A 25,085-nucleotide genomic window follows, 5' to 3' on the forward strand; every position below is an offset into this window, starting at 1 on the left:
ATCGCGTTTCATCGCAGCATCGAGTCCAGAAGCAAATACGACGTGCCCTTGAACTGGGCTATCTGTAACCAGGATGTGGGCGTCATCGCACTTCAGCGTAGGGCATCCAACGCTGCTGAACATGGTGAGCAGGCCGGCCAGCTGTCCAATCTCCTACAACGTCAGGACACAACCATGTCGCGCAACCACCGACCGAAACGCCAGCATTCGCGCCTCAACGAAGTGCGTAACCTGGCTCTGGGCGCCGCCGTCTCAGCCCTTGTCCGCTTCCTGCTCGATCAACTGCGCGTCCTCCTCTGAAAGCGGAGGGGCCCGCAGGCGGTTCCGCGCCTGCGGGCCCCTCGCACGCAGTCGATCGCGCTCCGCCGCCGAGTTGACTGCTCTCCACGTCTACCAGCCCCCGCGCTGGCCAGCACAACGGCCAGAGCGTTGCTACACCACACCTGAACCGAAAGCCTCAGTAACGGTTTGAGGCCTGGGCATGAGCCGCAATCAAGGGCTAGTCGTGCCGCCGAAGGCGCCTTCGGTATCTCTGTGATCTGTTGGGAGAACGGGGCATTGCACGGACCTGACGTAGATGCCGCTGTGCCAGCTCCTCGAAGCCCGTAACTACGACACAAAAGCGCGCGGGTTCGCGGAATCCTGGACGTGTGACGCCTTGAACCCGCTCGCGGGTCGGGATTCAGCCGCTTCTCTCCACGGTTGTCTCTGCTTCATGTGCTGGGTGAGTTGCTGGAACGCGGTCCAGGCGTGGGGGTCGGTTCCGTCGCCCAGGGTGTAGTGGAGGGCAGGTTCGGCCGGGTGGCCGAGTCGGGTGGGGGTGGGGCCGAGAGGTGGGCGTTCGGCTCGGGCACGGCCGACACGCTCGACTTCATTGCGACCGAGGGTGAATGCGACAGGGATGGGCGGGGCTTCGAGGCGCGGAGGCACGGTGAGGTCGCGGCCGGCGGTGCGGAGTGAGAGGGCGGGGCGGTCAGGGCTGCCGACGGCGATCAGCCAGGTGGGCTGCGGCGCGCGGGAGCGGGCGAGATCGGTGAGCTGGCGGGTGGACCAGGGGAGGTTGATCGGTTCGGCGGTGCTCCAGCCGGCAGGCGGGACGCCGGTGAGGTGCTGGAAGGCGGTTTCCAGAGCGTGGCCGATGACCAGGTCGTTGTCGGCCGGGAGGCGGGTACGCAGGGTGAGGATTAGCTGGCGCTCGCCATTGTCCTTCGTAGCGGTAAATGCCTCGGCGACCCGGGAAGCACCTTTCTCGTCGCGTACGGGGGTGAAGGTGCTGTTCTTCCAGTGGAGTACGGCGCCGGACAGGCCGTCGTAGTAGCCGTGCTCGGGGTCTTGGACGACCCAGCGATTGGGTACGCCGCGTAGGGCGGTGCGGGTCGGGCAGGGTGAGGCGGGCTGTGGGCGGGGTGACGATCTGCAGGGCCCGGTCGGAGGCGGTCGCGGTCCGCAGGGCATCGGAGAGCCAGCTGGTCATGGCTACCAGGGGGCGGTCCTGGAGGACTACGGCCGTCGTGGCGGTGAGGACGTCCACGGCGGGGGTGCCAGTGGCAGGGACGGGGATCGCCGAGATGTCGGTGGTGAGGGGGACCACGTCCGTGGTGGCGGCCTCCGGCGGCCAGACCGTGCCGCCCAGCACAGTCGCCAGCCGTCCGGCGAAGGAGCCGGCCAGACGTCCGGCCTCGGCGACGGCGGTGGAGGCGCGGGCCTCGGTCCACCACACCGGCCCTTCCTCGGCCGCGTGGCCCAGCAGGCGGGCGGTCTCGCCCGGGACCTGGATGAGGATGGGCGCCTCCACCGAGACCAGGGGGCGGCCGTCGGGGGTGCAGAGCTGGACGACGGCGCCGTCGGCGGTGGTGTTCATACCGAGGTCGGGGCCGCCGGCGTAGAGGCCTGCAAGGAGGGTGGGCAGGTCCGGCATCTTGGGGGTGAGGGCGATGACCTCCTTGGTCACGCTTGAGGGGCCTCTTCGGTGGATTCGTCGGTGAGGGCGGTCTGGATGAGCTGGTGGGGGCGGCCCCGGCGGACGAGGGTGCCGCGGCCGGGCGGCTGCTGGGAGGCGTACAGGCCGGGGAAGAGCTGGCCCTCGGTGCGCTCGCCGGTCATGAGGAGGGTGGTGGCGCCGGTTTCGCGTAGGGCGGTCAGCAGCGGTTCGTACAGGGCGCGGGAGGCGCCGGCGGTGCGGCGGGCGAGGACGACGTGCAGGCCGATGTCCTGGGCGGAGGAGAGGTACGGCAGGAAGGGCGTCAACGGCTGCTGGCCGGCCGTGGTGAGGATGTCGTAGTCGTCGATCAGGATGACGATCCGCGGCCCGGTGAGGGTGGGGCCGGTGGTCAGCGGTGCGTCGGGGTCGGCGGTCTCCGGGAGGCGCTTTTCCAGTTCGGTGGCGATACCGGTGGACAGGGCGGCGGCTAGCTTGGCGTTGTGGGCGTAGCCGCCGCGGTAGGGCTCGGGGATCACGCCGCGCAGGCCCCGGCGGGGGTCGTAGATGCCGAAGACGAGTTCCTTGTCTGTGTGGCGCTCTACGAGCTGGGTGGCGATCAGCTTGAGCAGGTTGGTCTTGCCACATTCGTTGTCGCCGAGGATCAGCAGGTGCTGGTCGGTGCCGAAGAGATCGAGCATGACGGGCGAGAGAGTGTCCTGGTCGACGCCGACAGGTATCCGCGTCGGCTCCGCTGCCTGGGTGGGCAGCTTGGCGGCCGACAGACGGGTGGGCAGGACCCGTACAGGTGGGGCGAGTTCACCGTGCCAGGAGGCGCGGATGGTCCGGGCGGCGCGTTCCAGGGCCGGGCCCAGGTCGTCCGTGGCGGGATGGTTGTCGATACGGGGCAGGGCCACCTGGGCGAACAGCTTGCCGTCGGTCAGCGCTCGGCCGGGCGTGTCGGGGAAGAGGGTCTCGGAGAGCTTGCGGTCGATGGAGGAGTCGGCCGGGTCGTTCAGCCGCAGCTCGATGCGGGTGCCGAACATCGACTGGGTGGCGATGCGGACGTCGTTCCAGCGCAGCATGCCGGCGACGACATGGATGCCGTAGCCGCCGCCGCGTTTGAAGAGGTCGGCGATGGCGTCGTCGAGGTCGGCGAACTCCTCGCGCAGAGCGCCGAATCCGTCGATGAGCAGCACGATGTCGGTGGCGCCGAGATGCCGGAGCTTGCCCTGGGCGCGCAGGTGGCGCAGCTGGTCGACGGAGTCGATGCCCAACTCGCGGTAGGCCTGCTCGCGCTGGGCGAGCATGGCGCGCATCTCGGCGACGGTGCGGGCGGCGCGTTCATGGTCGGCGCGCCCGGCGATGCCACCGACGTGCGGCAGGCCGGCCAGCGCGGACAGGCCGCCGCCGACTAGGTCGAGGCCGTACACGGCGACGTCGTACGGGGTGTGGGTGAGGGCCAGTGACAGGGCGAGGGTGCGCAGCAGGGTGGTCTTGCCGGACTGCGGGCCGGACCTGACCGCCACGTGGCCTCCGGCGACGGTCAGGTCCAGCAGCCACGGCTGCTGCCACTGGCGTGCCGGGTCGTCGAGGATGCCGAGCGGGACGCGCATCGGGCCCTCGCCGTGGATGAGTCGGAGACCGTCCGTACCGGCCTGGAGGGGGCCTGCGGCCGTGTCCAGGGTGGTGGCGTCGGGCAGCGGGGGCAGCCAGATCCGCCGTACCGGGGGTGCGGCGGTGGCGAGCTGGTCGACCATGACGGACAGCACGGTCGGGCCCGTCTCGCGCTTGGTCGTGGCCGGTTCCTCCACGGCGTCGGCCCTGGGCTCCTGCGGGGTGCTGTACGCAGGGTAGGGGCGTACGAGCGGCTCGTCGGTCCGCTCTTCGCGCAGCGTGGGGCCGCGGCAGGCGCCGGACACGTAGCCGGCCTTGAAGCGCTCGTACGTGGAGGTGTCGACCTTGAGGTAGCCGAAGCCGGGCAGCGGTGGCAGGTGGAAGGCGTCGGTGGTGTCCAGGACGGTGCGGGACTCGTCGGCGGAGAACGTGCGCAGGCCGAGCCGGTACGACAGGTAGGTGTCCAGGCCCTTCAGTTTGCCGCCCTCGATGCGCTGGCTGGACAGCAGCAGGTGTACACCGATGGAGCGGCCGATGTGGCCGATGGACAGGAACAGGTCGATGAAGTCCGGCTTGGCGGTGATGAGTTCACCGAACTCGTCGATGACGACAAACAGGTGGGGCAGGGGCCAGCGCGGAACCGTCCGCGGTGACCAGATGCCGCAACTCGGGGCGCGAGCCCACGCGGTCGTCCAGCAGCCGCATGATCTCGGGCAGGAGAACGCCGATCGGCTCCTGAGAGGGCAGCACCAAGTCGACCCGGCGCCGCTCGCCGATCAAGGTGACCCGGCTGAGCACCGTACGGTTGCCGGTCGCTGAGCGGCTCAAAGTCCCCGTGGGTATCACGCGTTCGAACTATCACCGGGTAGAAGGGGCGACGGAAGGCGACGGCGACGGCGATTCGGAGGGCTGGGACGACGGTACGGAAGCCCCGTACGGGCTCTTGCCGATGACCCGATGCGACACGAACGACCACCTCACACACCCCGCGCACACCACCGCCTCCATCACCACGCCGGCGAGCACTTTCCCCAACCGCTCATCGAGCGATCGCCGTTGCCGCAGCGCACCGAACAACAGGGCATCCCGCAAACGACGGCGGCGCACTGACACCGACTCCAGCAACTGCTTGTCGTAGTCCTGGGCTGTCACGGATTTCGGCCGCCTGTTTCGCGGAGAACGCGGATCACGTCTTGAACTCGCCGACCCATGAACGCCTCAGCAGATGCTTGGGCAAGTACTCGGACTCGACCTCGATCGGGAATTCGTTGTCGTAAGCCATACAGGCCAAAGCGAGGGGACCGAGGGCCACTAGGCCGTCACCGCTCAAGGCACGCGCCTCGTCGCCGGCCCAGTACTGCTTGTGCCCGGTGACGGCGTCAACCAGTGCGCTGTTGAACTGCTCGGTTTCCCGCAGCTCGAAGCGATGGAAGAGTTCGAGTGGCGGATAAAGGACCTTCAGCATCATTTCCTTGTCAACGACGCCCTCCCGCTCGGGGTCGGTGCCTTTGACCGCTGCTACCAGCTTGTCCCACATCTCCGTCGCTCGACCGGCCCAGTAGCCCTGGAGAGCCTCTACCCAGTCGTAGACGTAGTCATCGAACACCGCGCCCTCGGGAACAGACTCACGCAGAAACGACACAGGTACCCGCATCAGTCGATCGAGACGGTCGTTCTCGCGGCAGATCGTCGCCAGATAGACCGAGGTGAGCCATGCCCCTGCATGCGTATAAGGCGTCGGCCCCGTCGCAGGCAGGTTCTTCACCCCGCCCGTGCTCCCGATCCGGCATGGTACGGGTCCCTCGGCGGCAGTAGCCGTGTCGAACAGAGCACAGCCGACCTGCATCGCTGTGACCCAGGCCTCCCACGTCTCAAGCTTCGCTGCTTCGGGATCCGTCAGGCAGTACCACTTCGCCATGGTCAGCGTGCTGCTCAGCGCCCGGTGGCGGGACATCTCCGACCGTTCCATTCGGTCGAGAACCCGATGCGTCCCATCGATGAGCGGCGCCATGGCTTCGGCCGTGTTGTCCGTGCGGAAGCCATGGCGCGGAACGCTCGTGACCACTGAACCCCTCCTCTAACCGATCTTGAAGTATTCCATCACAGCACCAGCGTAGGACGCTGCGTTCTCATTCGCCTTCACCAGGACGTACTGCAGCTTTCCGTCTTTCAGGGCGTCTTCGAGCGCGTTGGCGATCTCGGTGTCTTTCCCGCCTCGCGCCCACATCTTCAGGACACTGCGAAGTACATGGGCATCTCGGTGAACACCCTCTACGTTTGGCGTCACCGCCGGCAGGGGCCGCCCAGTTTCAGGATGGGCCCGGTGGGAGGGTCATGTACCGCCGGGAAGGCCAAGGAGAAGACGCGCATGGCGGGCTACATCGAGGACCGATGGCTCAAGAAGCGGCCGAACAAGGAGTCGGGCAAGCGCGAACGCACTGCGCTCTGGGGCAAGTGCACGCGTTACCGCGTCAAAGGGATGCCGGGGGTCCGTGACCGGTCCTTCGATACGGTCGCGGACGCCAAGGCGTGGCTGGCCGAGGTACAGACCGACACACGTCGTGGGGATTTCGTCGACGCGCGCGACGGTGCGATCAGCCTTCCTGAGTACGTCGATAAGCACTGGTGGCCCTCACAGGTGCACCCCGCCCAGACGCTGGAAAGCATGAGGCACAGGATCTGGGGGCAGGTGCTGCCGCAGCTTGGAGATCTGGCGCTCAGGGACACCGGCGTCGCGGAGCTGCGCAAGTGGTCGGCCGACGTGCAGAGGGCGGTGGCATCGAGCACTGCCTATGTTGCGTGGGTGTACCTCAAGGCGATCATGCAGGCCGCGGTCGAGGACAAGCGGCTGTACCTCAACCCGTGCAAGGGCAACAGCTCGATCAAGCCGCCGAAGAAGCCGGAGCGCAAGGCTCGTGCCTGGGAGCAGGACCGTGTCGACGGGGTGCGGGAGGCGTTGGCCGCCCGCTACCAGATCGCGCTCGACCTCGGCGTCGGATGCGGACTTCGACAGGGTGAGACGTTCGGCTTCAGCCCAGGTGATATCCGTGGCGATTTCGTCCACGTGGAGCGGCGGATTCTCATGTACAAGTCACGGCTGTATTTCGGTCCGCCCAAAGGCGGTAAGGAACGCGATGTGCCGCTGCCGAAGACGCTCGCGAAGCGACTCCTCACTCACCAAGAACGCTTCGAACCAATCGACGTCACCCTGCCGTGGCTAGACCCCGAGGAGCCTGACTTTGCGCGCGAGGACCGGCGGAAGGTCACCGTCCCGTTGCTCGTGTACACCGGCCGGCGCGGCGCGATCAACCGCACCACCCGGAACACCAAGGCGTGGAAGCCCGCGCTGGCCGTGGGAATAATCCCGCCGCTGCCTGAGCGGCAGCCGGGCGAGAAGCCGTCGCGTGTGTGGGAGCCGAGTCGCGAGCACGGCTTCCACGTCTTGCGCCATACGTACGCCACGGTGATGCTCGAAGCCGGTGAGTCGATCGTCTCGCTCGCGAAGTGGCTGGGGCACTCCGACCCAGCGTTTACGCTCCGGACGTACACGCACTTCATGCCGCAGGCCGGCGCCCGGGGACTGTCCGCCATCGAGGCGTGGTTCACGGACTCGGCCGAAAGTCCCTGAGAAGTCCCAGAGGGCTGGATCAGCCGCCGGATCCCCGCAAACACGCAGGTCAGGCGTGATCGCTCCCTGAGCGGAACATAACCCGGCGTACAGCCCGACTCGTCTGCTGCTGAAGGAAGGCCTGACGGTCACTTCCGTTCAGTCTGCCGTGGGGTGAACAGGTGGCGGATGAGGCGCTGGAGCGTGCTCCAGGCGTCGGGGTCGGTTCCGTCGCCCCATGAGTAGTGAAGAGCCGGCCTGCTCTCCAGGCCGACGCGGGTAGGTGTGGGGCACCGAGGCCGATGCCCGGTACGGGCACGATCGATGGCCTCGGTCTCGTCGCTGCCGAGCGTGAATGCGACAGGTACGGGCGGGGCCTCCAGGGCCGGCGGCACCGTGAGGTCGCGGCGGGCCGCGCGCAGTGAAGTGAGCAGGGTGACGAGGCGGTGCCCGGTGCCGAGTGCGGTCGCGAGTTCCTCGACGGCGTCCAAGGGCGGCTGCTCATCTTCGCCGTAACCGATGGCAAGGGTGATGTCCTCCTCGACCCCGGCCGGTGTGCGCAGCACGCGGACGGTTGCCAAGGCGGGCCGGTCGGGTTGACCGACGACGACGAGCCAGGTGGGTCGAGGAGCGCGCGAGCGGGCCAGGTCGGTCAACTGGCGGGTGGACCACGGAAGGTTGACCGGTTCGGCGGTGCTCCAGCCCGCGGGCGGTGCGCCGGTCAGCCGGCGAAAGGCGGTCTCGACGGCGTGGCCGAGGACCAGGGTCTCGTCGGCGGCATGGCGGGTGCGCAGGGTGAGGATCAGCTGGCGCTCACCGGTGTCGGGAAGGGGCGCGAAGGCCTCGGCGACTCTGGTGGCGCCCTGCCCGTCGTGTACGGGGGTGAAGGTGCCGTCCTTCCAGTGGAGTACGGCGCCGGACAAGCCGTCGTAGTAGCCCTGCTCGGGGTCCTGGACGACCCAGCGGTTGGGCCGGCCGCGTAGCGCTGTGCGGGTGGGGAGGGTGAGGCGCGCTGTGGGCGGGGTGACGATCTGCAGGGCGCGGTCGGTGCCGGCCGCGGTGCGCAGGGCGTCGGAGAGCCAGCTGGTCATGGCGATCAGGGGGCGGTCCTGGATGACCACGGCGGTGGAGGCCGTGAGCACGTCCACGGCGGGGCTGCCGGTGGCCGGGGCCGGGATCGCGGAGATCTCGGTGGTGAGGGGGACGACATCGGTGGTGGCGGCCTCCGGCGGCCATACCGTCCCGCCCAGCACGGTGGCCAGTCGTCCGGCGAAGGAACCCGCGAGCCGTTCGGCTTCGGCAACGGCGGTGGAGGCGCGGGCCTCGGTCCACCACACCGGCCCGTCCGCGACCACGTGGTCCAGCAGACGCGTGGTCTCGCCAGGGACCTGGACGAGGACGGGTGCCTCGACCGAGACCAGGGGGCGGCCGTCGGGGGCGCAGAGCTGTACGACCGCGCCCTCGGCCGTGGTGTTCACTCCGAGGTCGGGGCCGCCGGCATACAGGCCCGCGAGCAGGGTGGGCAGGTCCGGCATCTGGGGGGTGAGAGCGATGACGTCCTTGGTCACGGGCCTTCTTCGTCTGCGAGAGCGGTCTGGATGAGCTGGTGGGGGCGTCCGCGGCGGACGAGCGTGCCCCGGCCGGGCGGCTGCTGGGACGCGTACAGGCCGGGAAAGAGCTGGCCTTCGGTGCGATCACCGGTCATGACGAGGGCGGTGGTCCCGGTTTCGCGCAGCGTGGTCAGGAGGGGTTCGTAGAGGGCGCGCGAGGAGCCGGCCGTGCGGCGGGCGATGACGAAGTGCAGACCGATGTCCTGCGCGGAGGAGACGTACGGCAGGAAGGGTGCCAGGGGCTGCTGGCCCGCCGTGGTGAGGATGTCGTAGTCGTCGACCAGGATGACGATGCGAGGCCCGGTGAAAGCGGGCTCGCCGGTCTCGGGAGCGTCGGGGTCCGCCGTCTCCGGCAGGCGCTTCTCCAGCTCTGTGACGATGCCCGTGGACAGTGCGTGGGCGAGCTTGGAGTTGTGGGCGTAACCGCCGCGGTAGGGCTCGGGGACCACACCGCGCAGGCCGCGTCGGGGGTCGTAGACGCCGAAGACGAGTTCCTTGTCGCCGTACCGTTCGACGAGCTGGGTGGCGATGTGCTTGAGCAGGTTGGTCTTGCCGCACTCGTTGTCGCCGAGGACCAACAGGTGCTGGTCCGTTCCGAACAGGTCGAGCAGGACCGGTGCGAGGGTCTCCTGGTCGACGCCCACGGGGATCGTCGTCGGTTCGGCGGCCGGTGACGGCAGCTTGGCCGCGGGCAGGCGGGTGGGCAGCACCCGTACGGGCGGGGCGAGTTCGCCGTGCCAGGAAGCGCGGATGGTGCGGGCGGCGCGTTCGAGAACCGGTCCCAGGCCGCCGGTCTCCGGCCGGTTGTCGATGCGGGGCAGTGCGACCTGCGCGAACAGCTTCCCGTCGGTGAGGACGCGGCCGGGGGCGTCGGGAGCGAGCGTCTCGGACAGTTTGCGGTCGATGGAGGAGTCGGCCGGGTCGTTCAGACGGAGTTCGACGCGGGTGCCGAACATCGACTGGGTCGCTATGCGGACGTCGTTCCAGCGCAGCATCCCGGCGACGACGTGGATACCGTAGCCGCCGCCGCGCTTGAGCAGATCGGCCACCGCGTCGTCGAGGTCGGCGAACTCTTCGCGCAGTGCCCCGAAGCCGTCGACGACCAGCACGATGTCGGTGGCGGCCAGCTCGGGCAATCGCCCCGCGGAGCGCAGATGGCGCAGGTGGTCGACGGAGTCGATGCCGTGCTCGCGGAAGATCTCCTCGCGTGTCGCCAGCATGCCGTGCACTTCGGCAACCGTGCGGGCGGCCCGTTCGTGGTCGGCGCGGGAGGCGATACCGCCGACGTGCGGCAGTCCGGCCAGGGCGGACAGGCCGCCGCCGGACAGGTCGAGGCCGTACACGACGACGTCGTACGGGGTGTGAGTGAGGGCCAGGGAGAGGGCGAGGGTGCGCAGGAGAGTGGTCTTGCCGGACTGCGGCCCGCCGATGACGGCCGCGTGCCCGCCGGCGACGGTCAGGTCCAGCTGCCACGGCTGCTGCCATTGCCGGGCGGGATCGTCCAGGATGCCGAGCGGAACGTTCATCGGCCCGCTCGTGCGGGTGAGGCGCACGCCGTCGGTGCCGGCTCGCAGGGGGCCGGCCGCCCTGTCGAGAGTGATGGCGTCCGGCAGCGGGGGCAGCCAGATGCGCCGTACCGGCGGCGCCGCGGTGGCCAGTTGGCCGACCATGACGGACAGGACGGTCGGGCCGGATTCCCGACGGGTGGCGACGGCTTCCTCCACCGCCTCGGTCTCACGAGGGGCGTTGTACGCCGGGTAGAGGTGGGCGAGCGGCCTGTCGTCCTGTTGATCGCGCTGGGCAGGTCCGCGGTAGGGGCCCGAGACGTACCCGGCCTTGAAGCGCTCGTAGGTGGAGGTGTCGACCTTGAGGTAGCCGAAGCCAGGCAGGGGCGGGAGGTGGAAGGCGTCAGTGGTGTCGAGGACGGTGCGGGACTCGTCGGCGGAGAAGGTACGCAGGCCGAGCCGGTAGGAGAGGTAGGTGTCCAGACCCTTCAGCTTGCCGCCCTCGATCCGCTGACTCGACAGCAGCAGATGGACGCCGATGGAGCGGCCGATGCGGCCGATGGACAGGAACAGGTCGATGAAGTCCGGCTTGGCGGTGATGAGTTCACCGAACTCGTCGATCACGACGAAGAGGTGGGGGAGAGGTTCCAGGTCGGGGCGGGTTGTGGTGCGCAGAGCGGCGTAGTGACCGATGTCCGCGATGTTCCCGGCGTCCTTGAGGACCTGCTGGCGGCGCTTGACCTCGCCGGCCAGGCTGGAGTGAACGCGTTCGACGAGCCCGGCCTGGTTCTCCAGGTTGGTGATCACACCGGCCACATGGGGGAGCTCGGAGAAGGGGGCGAAGGTCGCGCCGCCCTTGTAGTCGACCAGCACCAGCGAGAGGTCCTCGGGTGAATGCGTGGCCGCGAGGGCGAGGACGAGGGTGCGCAGCAGTTCGCTCTTGCCGGAGCCGGTGGCGCCCACGCACAGTCCGTGCGGGCCCATGCCGAGCTGCGAGGACTCCTTCAGGTCCAGCAGCACCGGCTCGTGGCGGTCGGTGAGACCGAGGGGGACACGCAGAAAGTCCCGCTCGCCGCGTGGCCCCCACAGGCGGCGCAGGTCGAGGTCGGCCGGGTCGTCGATGCCGAGGAGCGCGGGGAAGTCGACCGGGCCGGACACCGGCGTTCCCTCGGCCACCGACTCGGCCGACAGTCGCAGGGGCGCCAGCATGCGGGCGATCCCCTCCGCGCCCGCGGTCGTGACCGCGTCGACCGTTCCCCGTCCGGTGTTCCCGCGCAGGTCGTCCACGGTGACTCGGTCGCCGTCGACGGTGATGCGCACGCTGACCTGATCGGGCTCGTGCACCTGCTGCTGGAGCAGGTGCAGCACGGTGACACCCATCGCCGGCAGCCCGATCGCCGAGTCGGGGCGCGGGAGTTCTGCCGCGTTGCCGCCGTAGGAGTCGCTGATCACGAGCATGCGGGAGGCCAGGCGCAACGCGTCCTTGGTCCTGCCGGAGAGTCCGCGGCGTACCTCGGCCGCGTAGGCGGCGCGCTGCCGCAGGTCGGGGCCGCACAGCCGGGCCAACTCCGCGAGGCCGGAGGCGATGCGTCGGGCGGCGACCGGGCCGTCGTACGTATGTGGATCGAGAACGTGGGGCAGCCATTTGGTCCAGGCCCACTCCGGCTCGTCGCCGGTGCCGAGGGCGACGGCCAGGTCCTCCGGCGCGTGCGTCACGACCGTCTGCAGAAGCAGCGCCCGGGCGACCCGGAGGACGCCGTCCCGGTCACCGATGATGCTGACGTTCCCGGCCCGGTCCAGCGGCACGGTGAGCGGGAAGTCCGTCGCCGTTCCGAATCGACCCTGCAGGGCGCGGGCCTCGTTCAGCATGAACGGGTCCGGTGGGGTGAGGACGCCGCCGGTGCTGTTCTGGGCGATGGTCAGCTCATGCGCCGGTACGTCACCGGTTCCGGCCCTGACCGAGAGGAAGTCGGCGTCCGGCCGCCGCCGCTCCCACAGCCTGGCGGGATCCCGGACGACGTCGTACAGAGCCTCGGGCGGCGGGTTCAGCTCGCGTGCCGCCTGCCGCCTTTCCCGCTCCGCGGCGCCCAGTTCCTCGCGCAGCTCCTCCAGGTACTCCAGATAGCGTTCACGCTGCACGCGCCGGGTGCGCTGCGCCTTGCCACGCTGGGACAGGAACAGCGCCACCGCTCCGAGCAGGGCGACGACCAGCACGAGCGCGCCGATCGCCGCGAACTGGCTGTTGCGGATGACGGTCATCAGCACGACCGAACTGACGACACCGGCCATGGGCAGCAGAGCGGTGGCGGCGTTGCCGACCTTGCCCTCCGGGAGGTTCGGAGGTGCCTCGATGGTGCGGGGTGCGGCGGGATCGAGGGGGCGGGTGCTGCGGGCGGGCCGGTGGATCACCTGCTGGGTCATCGCACCCTCACCGCCCGCCGCATCACCTCGGCCGCCAGGCGGACGGCCGCGTCCCGGGTGCTCCGGCCCAGCATGGCGGTGTGGATGGGGCCTCCTTGGGCGAGATGGCGGTCGTAGGGGAGCAGGACGACGGGAACGCCGGGCTCGCGCAGGTGCGCGGCGGCCGACTTCGGGTCGAGGGTGGTGTCGGGAGAGCTCGCGCTGAGGGCGACCACGGTGGTGGCGAGCGCGGAGTGCGGCAACTGACCCAGCCAGTCCAGGACCTGGCGGGTGCCGTGGATGCCCTCGGCGGTCATGGGGGCGACGACGACACGTGCGTGGGCGGTGTCCATCGCCGTGCGCGCCACCTCGCCGGGCAAGGTCTCGCAGTCCACCACCGTCACCGCGAAGTACCGGCGCAGGGCCAGCGTCACCGTCCGGTACGTGCGCATGTCCATGGGCGCGCCGACCCGTCCCTGACTCGCGGGCAGCAGCCAGCCGCCGTCGGCCACCGGCACCAGGTAGCCCGTGATGTCCGTGAGCTGCATCGACGGCGTCAGGATCCTGGCGAGGTCGGCGCAGCACCAGCGCACCGTGTCCGCACCCATCCGCACCGGGAGCGTGCCGAGGGCCGCGTCGGCCTCGAGGGTGAGCACCGGATCGTGCCGGTAGTGGTTGAAGGTCCGGCCCAGCAGCGCCGAGATGGTGGACTTGCCGACGCCGCCGCGGATCGAGGTGACGGCGATGACGCGTCCGGTGGTGACAGGGTGCTGCAACTCCTCGGCGAACCGCGTCTGTTCGGCGACCTCCTGTCCGGCCGAGGCGGTGAGGCGTCGCAGTGACGCACCGGCCCGGCGAGCAGCCGAGTCACCGTGCTGCGGGTTGCCGAGAGCGATGGCGAGGCGCGGGTCGACGGTGGGGTGGGATTCGGGGGCCGGGACCGGGAGTTGAGGAGCGGGCGTCCGGGGGGAGGCCGGTGCCGGGGGAGGCGTGGAGTCAGGTGTGTCGGAGACGGCAGCCTGGACTGCCGGGTGCTCGGGCACGGAGATCGGCTCCGGGCCGGTGAGTTCGCGCAGCACGTCGTGCTGCCAGTCCCCGCCTCCTGTCACTCCGGTCACCCTGTCCTACGCGAAGGTGCCGAGCAGCCGCCCGTACACCCCGAACACACCGATCACCAACGGGAACAGGGCGATCACGGCCACGGACTCCAGCAGGTCACCGGCGCGCCGCAGCCGCACCCGCACATGCTCGGCCGGCTCCACGGCCAGCACTCCCAGAGGCACGACGGCGAGCAACCCGAGCACGGCGACAGGCCCTGCCGGTGCCGAGGCATGGTCACCCCACACCACGGCGAGCCGCACAGCGACCACGGCCGCCGCGGCGAGCAGCACCACGACCTCGGCGGTGAGCGGATAGGCCCGAGCCCGCAAGGCGAGCACCACCATGACGGTGATGCCGAGCGGCACGCTCCACACCGACACGGTGCCCAGCACGAGCACACCGGCCGCACCGGCGGAGGCGGCGAGAGCAACGGTGGCCAGCACCAGGCCGCGGTGGGTGGCCGCGAGTGCGGTGCCCACTCGGTATCGGCTGACGGACGCCCCGCCCGTACGCCGGTCGTCCAGTCCGGTCAGCCCCGACGCCATCAGCGCGAGCCGCGGCAGCACCCCGAGGGTGACGACGGAGACGACGGCGAGGAGCGCGCCCACCCGGGTTTGCTCTGCTACTGTGCCTGCCCCGCCCTGCAGCCCGAGAGCTGCCTCCCACGCGACAAGACAACCGGCGACGGCCCCGGCACCGATCAGCGCCCCGCGTCCGAGGGGTGTGAACCACCCGGCGAGCAGCAGGGCGAGCGTGACGGCACCCGCGACGCAGGCCAGTCGCACCGCGCCGCCCCAGTGGTGGGCGTCGGCGCAGCTCCAGGCGCCCAGCACGGCCAGGGACGCGGCCGTGACGATGAGGGTGGCAGCGAGCGCCTGCCGCCGGGCCCGCCCAAGGAGGGCACCGGCCAAGGCACATGCCGCGGCAATGACGAGAGCCCCAGTGCCTACCGAGGACAGGGCGAAGGAGCCGCGGGCCAGGAACCCGGCGGCCAAGGCCCACAGGACCGTCGCGCACCCGGCGACGACACGCCGCGCCGAGGGCTGCCACCGCCACGGCCGCACGCCGAGGTCGTCGGCGACTTCGTCGGTGACGTCATGGACGACGGGCGCGGAGGGGGCGTCCTCCGCCCGCACGAGCCGCAACACGGCCCCGTCGGCCACGCCCGCCGACTCCAGGGTGCTGTCGTGCGCGAGCGCGGAGCCGTCCGGTGTGACCAGATGCCGCAACTCGGGTCGGCCCCCGACACGGTCGTCCAGAAGCCGCATGACCTCCGGCAGCAGAACCCCGACGGGCTCCCGCGAAGGCAGCACGAGATCGACCCGACGCCGCTCCCCGACCAGGGTGACCCGGCTGAGCGCCGTACGGCTGTTGGCCGCCGAACGACTCAAGGACCCCGTGGACATCACGCGTTCGAACCTATCACCGAGAAGAAGAGGCGGAGGGGGCGGCAGGGCTGGGGGAGTTGTGACCCGAGGACGGCACAGACGCCCCGTACGGGCTTTTCCCGATGACCCTGTGCGACACGAACGACCAGCCCACACACCCGGCGCACATCACCGCTGCGATCACCAGGCCGGCGAATACCTTCCCCACCCGCTCATCGAGAGACCGCCGTTGCCGCTGCGCCCCGAAAAGAAGTGCGTCGCGAAGGCGACGGCGGCGGACGGAGACCGATTCGAGGAGCTGGCTGTCGTAGTCCTGGGCTGTCACGGTCTTCGGTCACCTGTTCTTACGGGGGATTCAGCATCCGAGCTCGCCTACGTCTCAGACGGGGAACTCGCCCACCCAGGTCCGCCGCAGCAGGTGATGGGGCAGGTACTCGGACTCGACCTCGATGGGGAAGCCCGCATCGTAGGCGAGGCAAGCCATGGCAAGCGGACCGAGGGCGAGAGAACCGGCGAGATCGGCCGCCCGATCCTCGGTAGCGGTCCAGTAGGCCTTATGCAACTCCAAAGCCTCGGCCAACCCCGCATTGAATCCGTCGTGGTCCTTACGCAGGAAGAGGTGGAACAGGTTCATCGGCGGGTAGAGGACGTTCTGGAGCAGATCCCTGGCGGCGATCGTCGCCACTTCCGGGTGGGACGACTCGATGGCGGCCGTCAACTTCTCGAGGAGCCCCGGCTCTTCGAGCCAGTAGGTCTGCAATGCGTCGACCCAGTGGTAGGCGAACTCGTCGCCCTGGGCGCCAGAAGCGCGTAGGGCCTCAATGGGAACCCGGCACATCCGTGTCATGCGTTCCTGGTCGCGGCATACGATCACGAACCACAGCGACGTCAACCAGTTGCCCGCGTTGGCGTAGGGCTGAGGTCCGGTTGCCGGGATCGTGCGTACCTCGTCGACGATGCGGCGCTCAATGGTTCCCTCTGTGGCTGCTGCCGCAGCGAATGCCGCTTCACCGACCTGCATGGCGCTGACCGTGGCCTCCCACGTCTCGAGGAGGTTGGCCCGCGGGTTGGTCTCAGCCCGCGCTTGGACCAGCAGGAGCGCCTCGTTCAGAGCCATACCGAACAGCGCTGGCGACTGACCCAGGTCCTGGATGCTGTCCTTCAGCTCGTCGGCGAGGTCCTGCACAGCGGCATCGTCCAACTGCTGCGGCCTGCTGTGCCGTTCCACCGTCACGGTCACCAAAGTCTCCCGTCACCCCAAATCGAACCGGCGCATGTAGTAACCAGCGTACTCGCCACCGTTGGACCTCCCCTTGACGAGGATGTAGTCGACCTTCCCCTGTTTGAGGGCGGTCTTCAGTTCCTTGTACAGCTTGGCCTCGTTGCGGTTTCCATTGAGCCCGCGCTTCTGCATTTCGTTCAAGATGTCAAGGAAGTATTCCTTCGATCCTTGTGCGACACTGACCCCATTTGGCAAGTCCCTCTTGCCTATTTCCGTGCCCACGTTGCTCTTGGCCTCGACCACGACAAATCCGCCGTCTTTTCTTCGCCAGAGCTGATCGAACTGGTCATTGCCGTTCTTGGGGCCGTCGAGCTTCTCCCACGTGGCCCCCGGATAGTGCTCCGGGATTACGTGATGCTTGGCTATGGCCTCGCCATATGCCTCGGCGTCCAGCCTCATCCGGTTGTGGAATGGAGCGTGATCGGCCTTGACCTTGTTCAGCGCCTCAAGGTTCTCCGGAGTTGCGGCCAGCTTGTAACGTGCCTTGACCTCTTTGATTCTATCGTGCCAGGGAGTGTCGGCTGTGACCGAGCCGTGGCGCCTTTGGGCGGCGTCGGCCAGCGTACGTGCAGCCTCAGGCGTTGTGACCGTTCCCGGCCCGCGCGTCACGTCTCCGCCGGGCACATACTTTGGCGGAAGCGGAGCCGGGGAATCTCCCTTCGAAATCCAGACTCTCGGATTTTTGGGATCCTTCACCAACTGGGGCGGCGGGAATCCGCTCTCGTCAGGCAGGTCGACGTCGAGGCGCCGCCCGTCCTTTTCGTAGTAATACTGCTTGAGGTATCCGGGCTCATGGTTGGCGCGGTAGACCTGGATCTCCATGATCTGCCTCGGAGTGAGTGAACCCCTGGGTCCGTACGGGTTGTCTCCGTCTCGCATGAAGCTCGGGCGAGCTGGGACATCCGGGCCCTGGGCCGAGACGGCATTATCCGAGGCGGACGTACCTCCTGAACCTCCGCTCCGGGCAAGGTCGTCAGGGCCCACGCCCGCGAGTCCACCGGGGCCACCGCCGGTGTGGCCGGTGCCGACCGTCCCTGCCTCCGGAGCGGACGCTCCGGAATCGCCGGCATGCGGAACTTCACCACTGTGGCTAGCCTCCCCGGCCCCATGCGGCGTACTCCCGCCACTGCCCCCGACAGGGCGCTCGTGCCGCGCCCCCGGCGGATGACTGTCCCCATAGCCGGCACTGGCCTCCGGCGCCCGCGACGCCGCACCGACACCGGCGAGTTCCCGGTCCTGCATCGCCGCCTGGCCCGGCTTGGCATCTGCTGCGAGGGAACGTTCCCGCAGTGGAGTGTCGCTGACGACTTTGCCGTCCTTGAGGACCAGGAACCTGCCGTCCTCGACGATCAGCACGGAGCGCCCCGTGGCGTCCGAGAACTCCAGGACGCTGTGTGGAGCGCGCAGGTCGGGGACGTTGTTCACGCCCCGCAGGTTCTCTGTGACCTGAGCGATCCTGGGTATGGCGTGGCCCGTCACCTTGACTGCGGCGCTGACCGGGTCGATCACGTCGCCGACCTTCGCGACCGTGGTGGCGACCTTGGCTGCCGCGCCTGCTTTGCCCGCTGAGGCGGCTTTGAGGGGGCCGACGCCGAGGGTGAGGCCGTTGAAGACGACGGTGGCTGCTGCGCGGGAGGGGTTTTCCTCCCACATGTCCCAGGCGACGAAGCCCTTGGCGAACTCTTTGGCGTAGCCCTTGCTGTCCTGGGCGAAGTCGGTGGCGAAGATCCCGGTGGGTTTCTGGCCGCCGGATTCCATGAGGTAGGTCTCTGCTCCGACGATGGCGCGGACCAGGCCCTCCCAGGCCTGGCCGGCACGGTCCGAGCCGTGGAAGCCGGCCAGGGTCGCGAGGCCGTCGATGGTGCCCCAGACGTTGTCGACGATGATGCCGTCCCAGAAGAAGCTCTTGGCGTAGTAGCCGAGGTCGTCCGGGTCCCACCAGTCGTGGGTCTGGGTGACCGGTGTGCCCCAGGGGAGTTGTTTGGCCTGATCCAGCACCTCCGCGCTGTAGCCGTAGAGTTGCGCGCCGCGGGGGATGAGCTGCTTGGCGCCGGTGTTCATCACGTACTGGGTGCCGCCGACCAGGGCGGTGATTTTGTTGTTGCAGGCGATCTCGGCGGCGGCGAACTGCTCCTGCGCGACGTGCACGTCATGCATCAGGGCCTGGTGCTTCGAGACCTTGTCGGCGTCGTCGGTCCAGTTCTCGTCGAAGGCGCCGTCATCGGTCCTCAGGCCCGCGACGAACGTGGCCGCCTGGCTTTGCAGCTGCTCCAGCCGTTTGGCGATCGGGGCGACGTCGGCCGCGTACGTCCGCAGCGCGTCGGCCACCGTGGCGACCTTGTCCCCGAACCGGTCGGCGGCATCGCTCACCGGTTTGGTGGACGCGAAGAGATCCTCCGCTTCCGGTGCCTGGTAGAAGGCCGACAGGCCCTGGAACTGCCGATGCGCCTCGCCACCGGCCTGGCGGATGCCGTCCGCTTCTTTGCGCAGAGCGTCTGTGTGCTGTTCCAGCTGACCGAGATCACCGGTGAACAGCGGAATGGAATCCGGCTTGATCACAGGCGGCCCGCCTTTCGTAGCGAGGTGATGTCACCCGAGCGGGAGTCGAGGACCCGTATCTTCGCTCCGCGGCTGTTCAGCCATTGACCGAGGTCCGGTCCGCTGAGTTCGCGGTGCCTGCCTGCGTGGTTGATGACCACAGGGCCGAAGATCGTGCCGGAGAGCCCTCGTACGACGGTTCGTTCGTCGAGTACTGCCTTCAAAGACGTCTCACGCACCGACGCGGCGGTGAGATCAGCACCTTCAAGCCTGACGTCGACCAGAGAAGCGCCATGGAGCTTCGCCGCCCGGAAGCGAGCCGACCGGGCATCGACTCCGTAGAGGCTGCTGCTTCCCAGGTTGGCGTCGTCCAAGGTGGCGCCGCGCAGGGAGGCGTCATCGAGTTCAGCCTTGACCAGCGAAGCGCTGGAGAGATCGGCCTCATCAAGGACAGCGCCCTCCAGATGGGCCCGATAGAAGTCGGTGCCGACGAGTCTGGTGCTTCGGAAAACCGTTTGGCTCAGAAGTGCCATGGCGAGGTCCGCACCTGACAGATCCGCCCGGGACAGATCGAGGGCCGAGGCGTCAAGGAGGGAGTCCTCTTCCTTGACCCACTCCCGCAGGACGGCAGCGGCTTCCGTATTGGGCGGCATCGTGCGGACGTTTCGCTTCATGTCCAAGTGATGTTTCATGTCCCTACTTGTGGGCCGCACCATGCGATGTCACCGGCATGGGGTCAGTACCGGCCTGAGAGTTCTTCGAGGGCGTCCAAGGACGGTGCTACTTGGGGGGTTTCCTCAAGAACAAGTCCGACCTCCGGACGCGGTCCGCGCCGCGCTACCCAAGTCAACGCTGCGAGAGCGCTGAGCCCCTGCCCGTGAGCGGCCCGCAGGCGTAGCAGCCATTCGGCACCCACCTCGAATGCCCCGTCTCCGGCAGCGGTCCGCGGCTCGAAGCCAGCAGCCTCGTCCCCCACAGAGGCCCAGACATATCCCATGGTCCGTCCGTCGCGTTGGACCGAGAAGTAGCGCACCGGGTGTTCCGTGATCTCCTGGTACTCGTCCTCGGAGGCCGGGATCCTGGACCGGAGCAGACGTGACCGTGCCGGGACCTCGAACGTGCCCCAGGAATCGTCGTAAGCGGGACCTTCGATCCTCGGATCCTCGAAGCCCGTTTCCGTGGGAGTCGCGTGGCGGTTCGGATCACCCGGGGTCGGAGCAGTGCCCAGCAGGCTTGAAATGCCGTCCAGCGCGGCGGCGAGCCGGGGTGCGTTCTCCGCGTGGACCGAGGGTTGCTCACGATCACGAGTATCCACCGTCAACCACGCATCGCTGTAGGTTTCCAGGGTCACTACGAGCAGACTGCCCTTCCAGATGTCCACCTCGATGGTGAAGATCTTCTCCGCTCGAAGTTTGGTTCCTGCTTCGAGCCAGTAACCGGGGCATTCGATCCGAACCCCGACAACCGAATCTCCTTGGACGGAATCGGCCTCTGCCATCGCACGCGACAAAGCCGTTCCGGGGGACAGCGGCTCGGGTTCCAGGTTCAGACCATCGAAGTGGACACGCACGTCCCGCGTGTCTTTCAGCGACCGGACCGAAACGACGATTCTGCCCACGGGAGTCGCCAGCTCGTACCCGGCCAGGACATGCCAGACCGAAAGAGCGGTCTCCGCGGCGCGCACGGGCCGGAGAACGCCGGTTTCCGGTGTGACTTCCCAAGTCCAGTCGCCGATTGGTTGGCAGGTGATCACAGCATGTCCTTGGGGTCGAGTTTGCTTCCGGGCGGGACGACGAGGGTTCCGTCCTCAAGACGAATGACGAACGTGATGCCCTCGCCTTTCGGCCCCTGCCCGCCACGGTGGATGTCCATGAGGGCATCGTAGGAGCCGTTGGACATCCAGTCCGCACGTGTCCCCCGAGCTCCGTCCACGAGCATTATCTGATGGTCGGCTTCGGATTTCGCCAGTTGTAGCAAGTACTTGTTTCTGGTGATTTCACCCACTGGATCCTGAGGGTTGTTCAGGCGCTTCATCTGATAGGCATAGACGTCCCCGGACTCGTCGGCGATGCGAATGTCCATATCGGCGCCGGGCGGGTACTTCTGCTCGAAGTCGATGGTATGCGCAGGAACGCCGCTCTTTACCAGGTCATCCGCGAAGATGAGCTGGTCGGCCCCTGGCCGGAACATCTGCGCCCTGTTTGCCCCCAGAGACGATACGACCTGCCCGTACTCGTCGCTCAGATTGAACTGCCCAGAGCCGATGATCTCGGCGATCCGTTGACCGTCGGGGTGGATGGCCGTGAACACGGTCGTCACGATGCCCCCCCGCGTGCGACCCGCCGCAGGCTCGGAGGTTCCGGCCGCCTCGGGTGTCGGCGCACCCTCGCCGCGGCAGCGGCAGCCGCAGAGGCAGCAGCGGTAGGCGTACGTGGCCCCACCTCGCCATGCCGCCCTGCCTGAATCCCGGCTGTCTCACCGGCGTGACGTTTGACGTCAACGGTGGGTCCCATACCGTAGGGCAGAATACGTACCTACCGGTTTTGTTTCCGGTCAAGGGTGGGTCAAAGTACGCCAAAATGCTTGGAGTCCGGCATTCCGGATATGGGGAAATGGTGATGCGTCTTGCGGGCGCTCCCGTGATGCTCGAAGGCTTGGTCTCGTAGTCGTAGTCGTAGCGACGACCTCGCTCCTGACGTGTTCGTCCACTCCCCGAGTCCGCCGAGCAGAATGAAAGTGGGGGATGGACGTGTCCACCGCCTTGAAGCACCTGCGTCTCGCAGCCGTCAACATCGACGGCGTCCTGCTCAACGACACCTTCAGCCCGGTGATCCGCGAGATGGTGATCGAGCACGGCGGTGAGTACACCGCAGAAGTTGAGTACTCCCTCTTCTCCCAGCCTCAACTCGCCGCCGCGGCAGTCTTCGCCGAGGCGACCGGTACGGAGGTGACGCCCCGTCAACTGGTGGCCGACTACCTCGCCCGGCGGGACGCGTACCTGGCACGGCATCCGGTGCGGGTGTTGGACGGCGCGGGCGATCTGCTGCGGCTCCTGCGCGGTTTGGGCCTCCAAGTGGTGTGCTACGGCGGGCTGGAGCGAACCCACTTCGATCGCCATCTCGGTCGGTTCGAAGGCCTCTTCGACCCTCCCGGGTATGTGTGCACGGACGGTTTCCGGCCGGGCGTCCACGAGATCATCCGCGACGTCTTCGGACTCGCGTACGACCAAGCGGTCTTCATCGACGACGTGGCGAAGGTGGCCGAGGTCGCCCGGTCCCTGGGCGTGCCGTTCATCGGGCATCCCGACACCGAGGCCGAGTACCAGCGCAGCCTCATGACCAGGGCGGGCGTACGGCACATGGTCCGCGCGCTGGGCGACATCGACGAGGACCTCCTGCGCACCCTGGACCACGAGGCATCGACCGGCGCCGTGTGGGACACCACCGAGTCTCCCGTGCACACCGGGACCCGACGGGAAGGAGCCGGCGATGAGCGATGAACGGGAGCCGCTGGCCGGGAAGATCATCCTCATCACCGGAGCCAGCAGCGGCATCGGCGCCGCGGCGGCCCGTGTCTTCACCCGGCAGGGAGCCGGTGTGGTCCTCGCGGCCCGCCGCGAAGCCCGCCTGCGCGACCTCGTCGACGAGCTGCGGGACAAGGGCGCCACGGCGAGCTTCTGCACCGCCGATGTGGCGGACCCCGGCGAGGTCCGGGCCATGGTCGATTTCGCGGTCTCCAGGCACGGCCGGCTGGACGCCGCCTTCAACAACGCGGGCACCGGTATCGAGAAGACCCCGCTGCACCTCACCGACGACGAGGCCTACCAGCGGGTCATGGACGTCAATGTGACCGGTGTCTGGAACTGTCTGCGGCACGAGATCGCGGCCATGCTGCCCACCGGGGGCGGCTCCATCGTCAACACCAGCAGTGTCGGGGGGCTCGTCGCCACGTCGGTCGCGGCCCCGTACATCGCCTCGAAGCACGCCGTCGTCGGGCTGACCAAGGCCGCCGCCGTCGAGTACGCGCAGCACGGGATCCGGGTCAACGCGATCGCCCCGGGCCTGACCCGCTCCGAGCTGGTGGACCAGTGGTTCACGCTGCATCCCGAGGCCGAGCAGCGAGCCTTCCGCTCCGCTCCGCAGCAACGCGCGGCGGATCCCGAGGAGGTGGCCGAGGCGGCGGCGTGGCTGTGCAGCGACCGTGCCTCGTTCGTCACCGGATCCTGCCTTCCTGTGGACGGCGGGCGCACCGCTTGGTAGAAGTTCCGTACTCCCGCGTTCGTACTCCGGTGAGGCGGGCGGCGCCTCCACAGGCGCCGCGCAGGGGCCGCCGCGCAGGGCACCGGCAGGGGCTGGGGCGATCCCGCCCGGGAGAGAGTAGTCGTGCGCTAAAGTACGTGCCGTTCGGTTTGGTTCTGTCTCGGTTGGTTCGGTCTCTCTGGAGGGTTCCGTGGCTCAGCAGGAGCGCGGTCTACGGACCCGCCGTGCCGTCCTCGAGGCAGCAGCGTCCGTCTTCGCCGAGCGCGGTTACGCGGCGGCCACGATCAATGAGATCCACAGTCGTGCCAACGTGACCAAGGGCGCCCTGTACTTCCACTTCGATTCCAAGGCGGCTCTCGCCCAGGGCGTGCTCGAGGCGCAGATCAGCAGTGAGTACCACCTGCCCCGTGAGCTCAAGCTGCAGGAGTGGGTGGACGCCGGGCTGACGCTCGCCGCGCGGCTGCCGCGCGAGCCCCTGCTCCTCGCCGGTGTGAGGCTCTCCGCCGACCTCCAGGGCCGTGACGTCTTCGGCAGTGCCTGGCCCGCCTGGACCGACCTCACGACGCAGTTCCTCGCCGAGGCCAAGACCCGTGGCGAGGTCCTCCCGCACGTGGTCCCGGAGAATACGGCCAGGGTCTTCCTCGGTGCCTGGATCGGCGTCCAGTTCGTCTCGCAGGCCGCTTCCGACTGGGCCGATCTGAGCCTGCGCATGTCCGAGCTGTTCGACCACATCCTTCCGGCCATCACCGCCCCCGCCGTGCTGGTCCGGCTCGACACCGCCCCCGACCGGGGGGCCCGTGTCATGGCGGAGGCCAAGGCGGCCCTGTCGGTGACGGCGGAGACCGGCGCCGGCGTCTGACGTCCGCCGGTTCATTCACCAGCTCATTCACCAAACTCATTCACCAACTCATCTCTGTTCAATCCCCTGTCCAGTTTCGCTGAAGCACTTTCAAAACCGTCGCAACGGTTTGCTAACTTGACCGCGAGCAGCAGGTGAGCTGAGGGGTGGACGAGGTGGTCGCGCCGGCCGTCGTCGTCAGATGTCAGGGGAGGCGTGGATGACCAAGCAGGAGCGGGCGATCCAGACCCGGGAGGCACTGCGGCAGGCCGCAGCGGAGATCTTCACGCGAGAGGGCTTTCCGCGCGCCTCGCTGCCCTCGATCAGCCATGCGGCCGGGGTGAGCAAGGGGGCCCTCTACTTTCACTTCCACAGCAAGGACGACCTCGCCACGGCGATCGAGGAAGAGGCCGAGGCGCGGGTCGAACTCATCCTGCGGCGCCTCCAGGAGCGGCAGGGCGTGACGTCGTTGCAGACCGTCGTCGACGCCACCTACGCCCTGATGAGGAGCGTCGCGACCGACGCGGTCGTGCGCGCGGGATTCCGGCTGGGCACGGAGGTCGCCCGGGAGAGCGGTGTCGATCTGTGGGGCCGCTGGCAGGCGTGGGTGCACGCCATGCTGGCGCGGGCCGAGGAGTCGGCCGAACTCGCGCCCGGGGTCTCGCGGAGCGCGGCGGGGGCGGTGATCGTGATCGCGGTGGCCGGAATGGAAGTGCTGGCGTCGAAGAATGCGGAGTGGATGGCTCCGGAACACTTGAATCTGCTCTGGGAAGTACTGCTGCCTCAGCTCGAAGCATGTCCGTGTGCCTGAGAAACCCATCCGTTTGGTTTTTAATGGGTGGGCAAATTTATCTTTGCCAAGTCATTGCTGCCGTTCTTCGGCCTCATTCATGGGGGTGTTTCTCCGTATTTAGGTAGGTCAGAGCCGCGATCCACCTGGCTTCGCCCCGTGAATGCGGTCCCCGTGATCTTCCGTTGACAAACCGTCCGGAATGTTTTTTGATGAGCCGGTCACTGGGGAC

Annotated in this window: 20 protein-coding genes and 2 pseudogenes; 7 read left to right on the top strand and 15 right to left on the bottom strand. The window is 68.4% G+C overall.

Annotated features, from left to right (window positions below):
• Window positions 1-48 precede the first annotated feature (48 nt).
• Window positions 49-300: a hypothetical protein gene (locus tag ACFZDE_RS08830; protein ID WP_391198616.1), complete on the top strand. Its 252-nt coding sequence runs from the start codon at window positions 49-51 to the stop codon at window positions 298-300.
• A 309-nt stretch (window positions 301-609) separates the two neighbouring features.
• Here the strand turns inward: ACFZDE_RS08830 and ACFZDE_RS08835 are convergent.
• Together ACFZDE_RS08835 and eccCb are read right to left on the bottom strand one after the other, a co-directional pair.
• Window positions 610-1,951 (bottom strand): annotated as a pseudogene (locus ACFZDE_RS08835) (DUF6177 family protein).
• Window positions 1,948-3,840 (bottom strand): type VII secretion protein EccCb, encoded by a 1,893-nt coding sequence (gene eccCb, locus ACFZDE_RS08840; RefSeq protein ID WP_391198619.1) that lies wholly within the window; start codon window positions 3,838-3,840, stop codon window positions 1,948-1,950. Before eccCb ends, ACFZDE_RS08835 begins: the two are co-directional and overlap by 4 nt.
• A 72-nt stretch (window positions 3,841-3,912) precedes the next feature.
• Here eccCb and ACFZDE_RS08845 point away from each other — a divergent pair, with 72 nt between their 5' ends.
• Window positions 3,913-4,188 (top strand): hypothetical protein, encoded by a 276-nt coding sequence (locus ACFZDE_RS08845; protein ID WP_391198952.1) that lies wholly within the window; start codon window positions 3,913-3,915, stop codon window positions 4,186-4,188.
• Here the strand turns inward: ACFZDE_RS08845 and ACFZDE_RS08850 are convergent.
• The 3 genes and pseudogenes from ACFZDE_RS08850 to ACFZDE_RS08860 form a co-directional block, all read right to left on the bottom strand.
• Window positions 4,163-4,381, bottom strand: a pseudogene (locus tag ACFZDE_RS08850) (EsaB/YukD family protein); the annotation flags it as partial. The gene ACFZDE_RS08845 and the pseudogene ACFZDE_RS08850 sit on opposite strands and share 26 nt — an antisense overlap.
• A 12-nt stretch (window positions 4,382-4,393) precedes the next feature.
• On the bottom strand, window positions 4,394-4,687 hold the full coding sequence (locus ACFZDE_RS08855; RefSeq protein WP_391198621.1) for a hypothetical protein: 294 nt from the start codon (window positions 4,685-4,687) through the stop codon (window positions 4,394-4,396).
• 34 nt (window positions 4,688-4,721) lie between these two features.
• Complete coding sequence (locus ACFZDE_RS08860; RefSeq protein ID WP_391198623.1) at window positions 4,722-5,600, bottom strand: Imm49 family immunity protein; 879 nt, start codon at window positions 5,598-5,600, stop codon at window positions 4,722-4,724.
• 303 nt (window positions 5,601-5,903) lie between these two features.
• On the opposite strand from ACFZDE_RS08860, the gene ACFZDE_RS08865 reads away from it, so the two are divergent.
• The gene (locus tag ACFZDE_RS08865) at window positions 5,904-7,163 is read left to right on the top strand and encodes a tyrosine-type recombinase/integrase (RefSeq protein WP_391198625.1); all 1,260 of its coding nucleotides are present in this window, start codon (window positions 5,904-5,906) and stop codon (window positions 7,161-7,163) included.
• Window positions 7,164-7,291: 128 nt separating this feature from the next.
• Here ACFZDE_RS08865 and ACFZDE_RS08870 read toward each other — a convergent pair whose 3' ends face one another.
• The 10 genes from ACFZDE_RS08870 to ACFZDE_RS08915 form a co-directional block, all read right to left on the bottom strand.
• On the bottom strand, window positions 7,292-8,710 hold the full coding sequence (locus ACFZDE_RS08870) for a DUF6177 family protein (protein ID WP_391198628.1): 1,419 nt from the start codon (window positions 8,708-8,710) through the stop codon (window positions 7,292-7,294).
• Window positions 8,707-12,678 (bottom strand): type VII secretion protein EccCa, encoded by a 3,972-nt coding sequence (gene eccCa, locus ACFZDE_RS08875; protein WP_391198631.1) that lies wholly within the window; start codon window positions 12,676-12,678, stop codon window positions 8,707-8,709. Before eccCa ends, ACFZDE_RS08870 begins: the two co-directional genes overlap by 4 nt.
• A complete protein-coding gene (locus ACFZDE_RS08880; RefSeq protein ID WP_391198634.1) occupies window positions 12,675-13,766 on the bottom strand; it encodes a hypothetical protein in 1,092 nt (363 codons plus the stop codon). The genes eccCa and ACFZDE_RS08880 overlap by 4 nt, the downstream gene beginning before the upstream one ends.
• A 15-nt stretch (window positions 13,767-13,781) precedes the next feature.
• Window positions 13,782-15,164 (bottom strand): type VII secretion integral membrane protein EccD, encoded by a 1,383-nt coding sequence (eccD, locus tag ACFZDE_RS08885; RefSeq protein WP_391198941.1) that lies wholly within the window; start codon window positions 15,162-15,164, stop codon window positions 13,782-13,784.
• A 16-nt stretch (window positions 15,165-15,180) separates the two neighbouring features.
• Complete coding sequence (locus ACFZDE_RS08890) at window positions 15,181-15,471, bottom strand: hypothetical protein (protein WP_391198637.1); 291 nt, start codon at window positions 15,469-15,471, stop codon at window positions 15,181-15,183.
• 54 nt (window positions 15,472-15,525) lie between these two features.
• Window positions 15,526-16,386: an Imm49 family immunity protein gene (locus ACFZDE_RS08895; protein ID WP_390997511.1), complete on the bottom strand. Its 861-nt coding sequence runs from the start codon at window positions 16,384-16,386 to the stop codon at window positions 15,526-15,528.
• A gap of 12 nt (window positions 16,387-16,398) precedes the next feature.
• Entirely contained in the window at window positions 16,399-18,987 is a 2,589-nt protein-coding gene (locus ACFZDE_RS08900) for a hypothetical protein (RefSeq protein WP_391198639.1), read from the bottom strand.
• Window positions 18,984-19,640, bottom strand: a complete 657-nt coding sequence (locus ACFZDE_RS08905; protein ID WP_391198640.1) for a pentapeptide repeat-containing protein — start codon at window positions 19,638-19,640, stop codon at window positions 18,984-18,986. Before ACFZDE_RS08905 ends, ACFZDE_RS08900 begins: the two co-directional genes overlap by 4 nt.
• A 62-nt stretch (window positions 19,641-19,702) precedes the next feature.
• The gene (locus tag ACFZDE_RS08910; RefSeq protein WP_391198643.1) at window positions 19,703-20,719 is read right to left on the bottom strand and encodes a hypothetical protein; all 1,017 of its coding nucleotides are present in this window, start codon (window positions 20,717-20,719) and stop codon (window positions 19,703-19,705) included.
• Window positions 20,716-21,285, bottom strand: a complete 570-nt coding sequence (locus tag ACFZDE_RS08915; RefSeq protein ID WP_391198644.1) for a hypothetical protein — start codon at window positions 21,283-21,285, stop codon at window positions 20,716-20,718. Before ACFZDE_RS08915 ends, ACFZDE_RS08910 begins: the two co-directional genes overlap by 4 nt.
• Window positions 21,286-21,715: 430 nt before the next feature.
• Here ACFZDE_RS08915 and ACFZDE_RS08920 point away from each other — a divergent pair, with 430 nt between their 5' ends.
• From ACFZDE_RS08920 to ACFZDE_RS08935, 4 genes are all read left to right on the top strand, one after another.
• Window positions 21,716-22,465 carry an HAD family phosphatase gene (locus ACFZDE_RS08920; RefSeq protein WP_391198646.1) on the top strand — a complete coding sequence of 250 codons (750 nt, stop codon included), beginning with the start codon at window positions 21,716-21,718 and terminating at the stop codon, window positions 22,463-22,465.
• Window positions 22,455-23,225 (top strand): glucose 1-dehydrogenase, encoded by a 771-nt coding sequence (locus ACFZDE_RS08925; protein WP_391198649.1) that lies wholly within the window; start codon window positions 22,455-22,457, stop codon window positions 23,223-23,225. Before ACFZDE_RS08920 ends, ACFZDE_RS08925 begins: the two co-directional genes overlap by 11 nt.
• 190 nt (window positions 23,226-23,415) lie before the next feature.
• A complete protein-coding gene (locus tag ACFZDE_RS08930; RefSeq protein WP_390997528.1) occupies window positions 23,416-24,084 on the top strand; it encodes a ScbR family autoregulator-binding transcription factor in 669 nt (222 codons plus the stop codon).
• Between the two features lie 199 nt (window positions 24,085-24,283).
• A complete protein-coding gene (locus tag ACFZDE_RS08935; protein ID WP_391198652.1) occupies window positions 24,284-24,874 on the top strand; it encodes a ScbR family autoregulator-binding transcription factor in 591 nt (196 codons plus the stop codon).
• Window positions 24,875-25,085: the final 211 nt, after the last annotated feature.

The organism is Streptomyces sp. NPDC007929 (genome assembly GCF_042959065.1).
GTDB lineage: Bacteria > Actinomycetota > Actinomycetes > Streptomycetales > Streptomycetaceae > Streptomyces.

Excerpts from the sequence above, each read along its gene's own strand:
- ACFZDE_RS08865 (WP_391198625.1), top strand. The coding sequence starts at position 5,904 with ATGGCGGGCTACATCGAGGACCGATGGCTCAAGAAGCGGCCGAACAAG.
- ACFZDE_RS08935 (WP_391198652.1), top strand. The coding sequence starts at position 24,284 with ATGACCAAGCAGGAGCGGGCGATCCAGACCCGGGAGGCACTGCGGCAG.
- eccD (WP_391198941.1), bottom strand. The coding sequence starts at position 15,164 with ATGTCCACGGGGTCCTTGAGTCGTTCGGCGGCCAACAGCCGTACGGCG.
- eccCa (WP_391198631.1), bottom strand. The coding sequence starts at position 12,678 with ATGACCCAGCAGGTGATCCACCGGCCCGCCCGCAGCACCCGCCCCCTC.
- ACFZDE_RS08925 (WP_391198649.1), top strand. The coding sequence starts at position 22,455 with ATGAGCGATGAACGGGAGCCGCTGGCCGGGAAGATCATCCTCATCACC.
- ACFZDE_RS08905 (WP_391198640.1), bottom strand. The coding sequence starts at position 19,640 with ATGAAGCGAAACGTCCGCACGATGCCGCCCAATACGGAAGCCGCTGCC.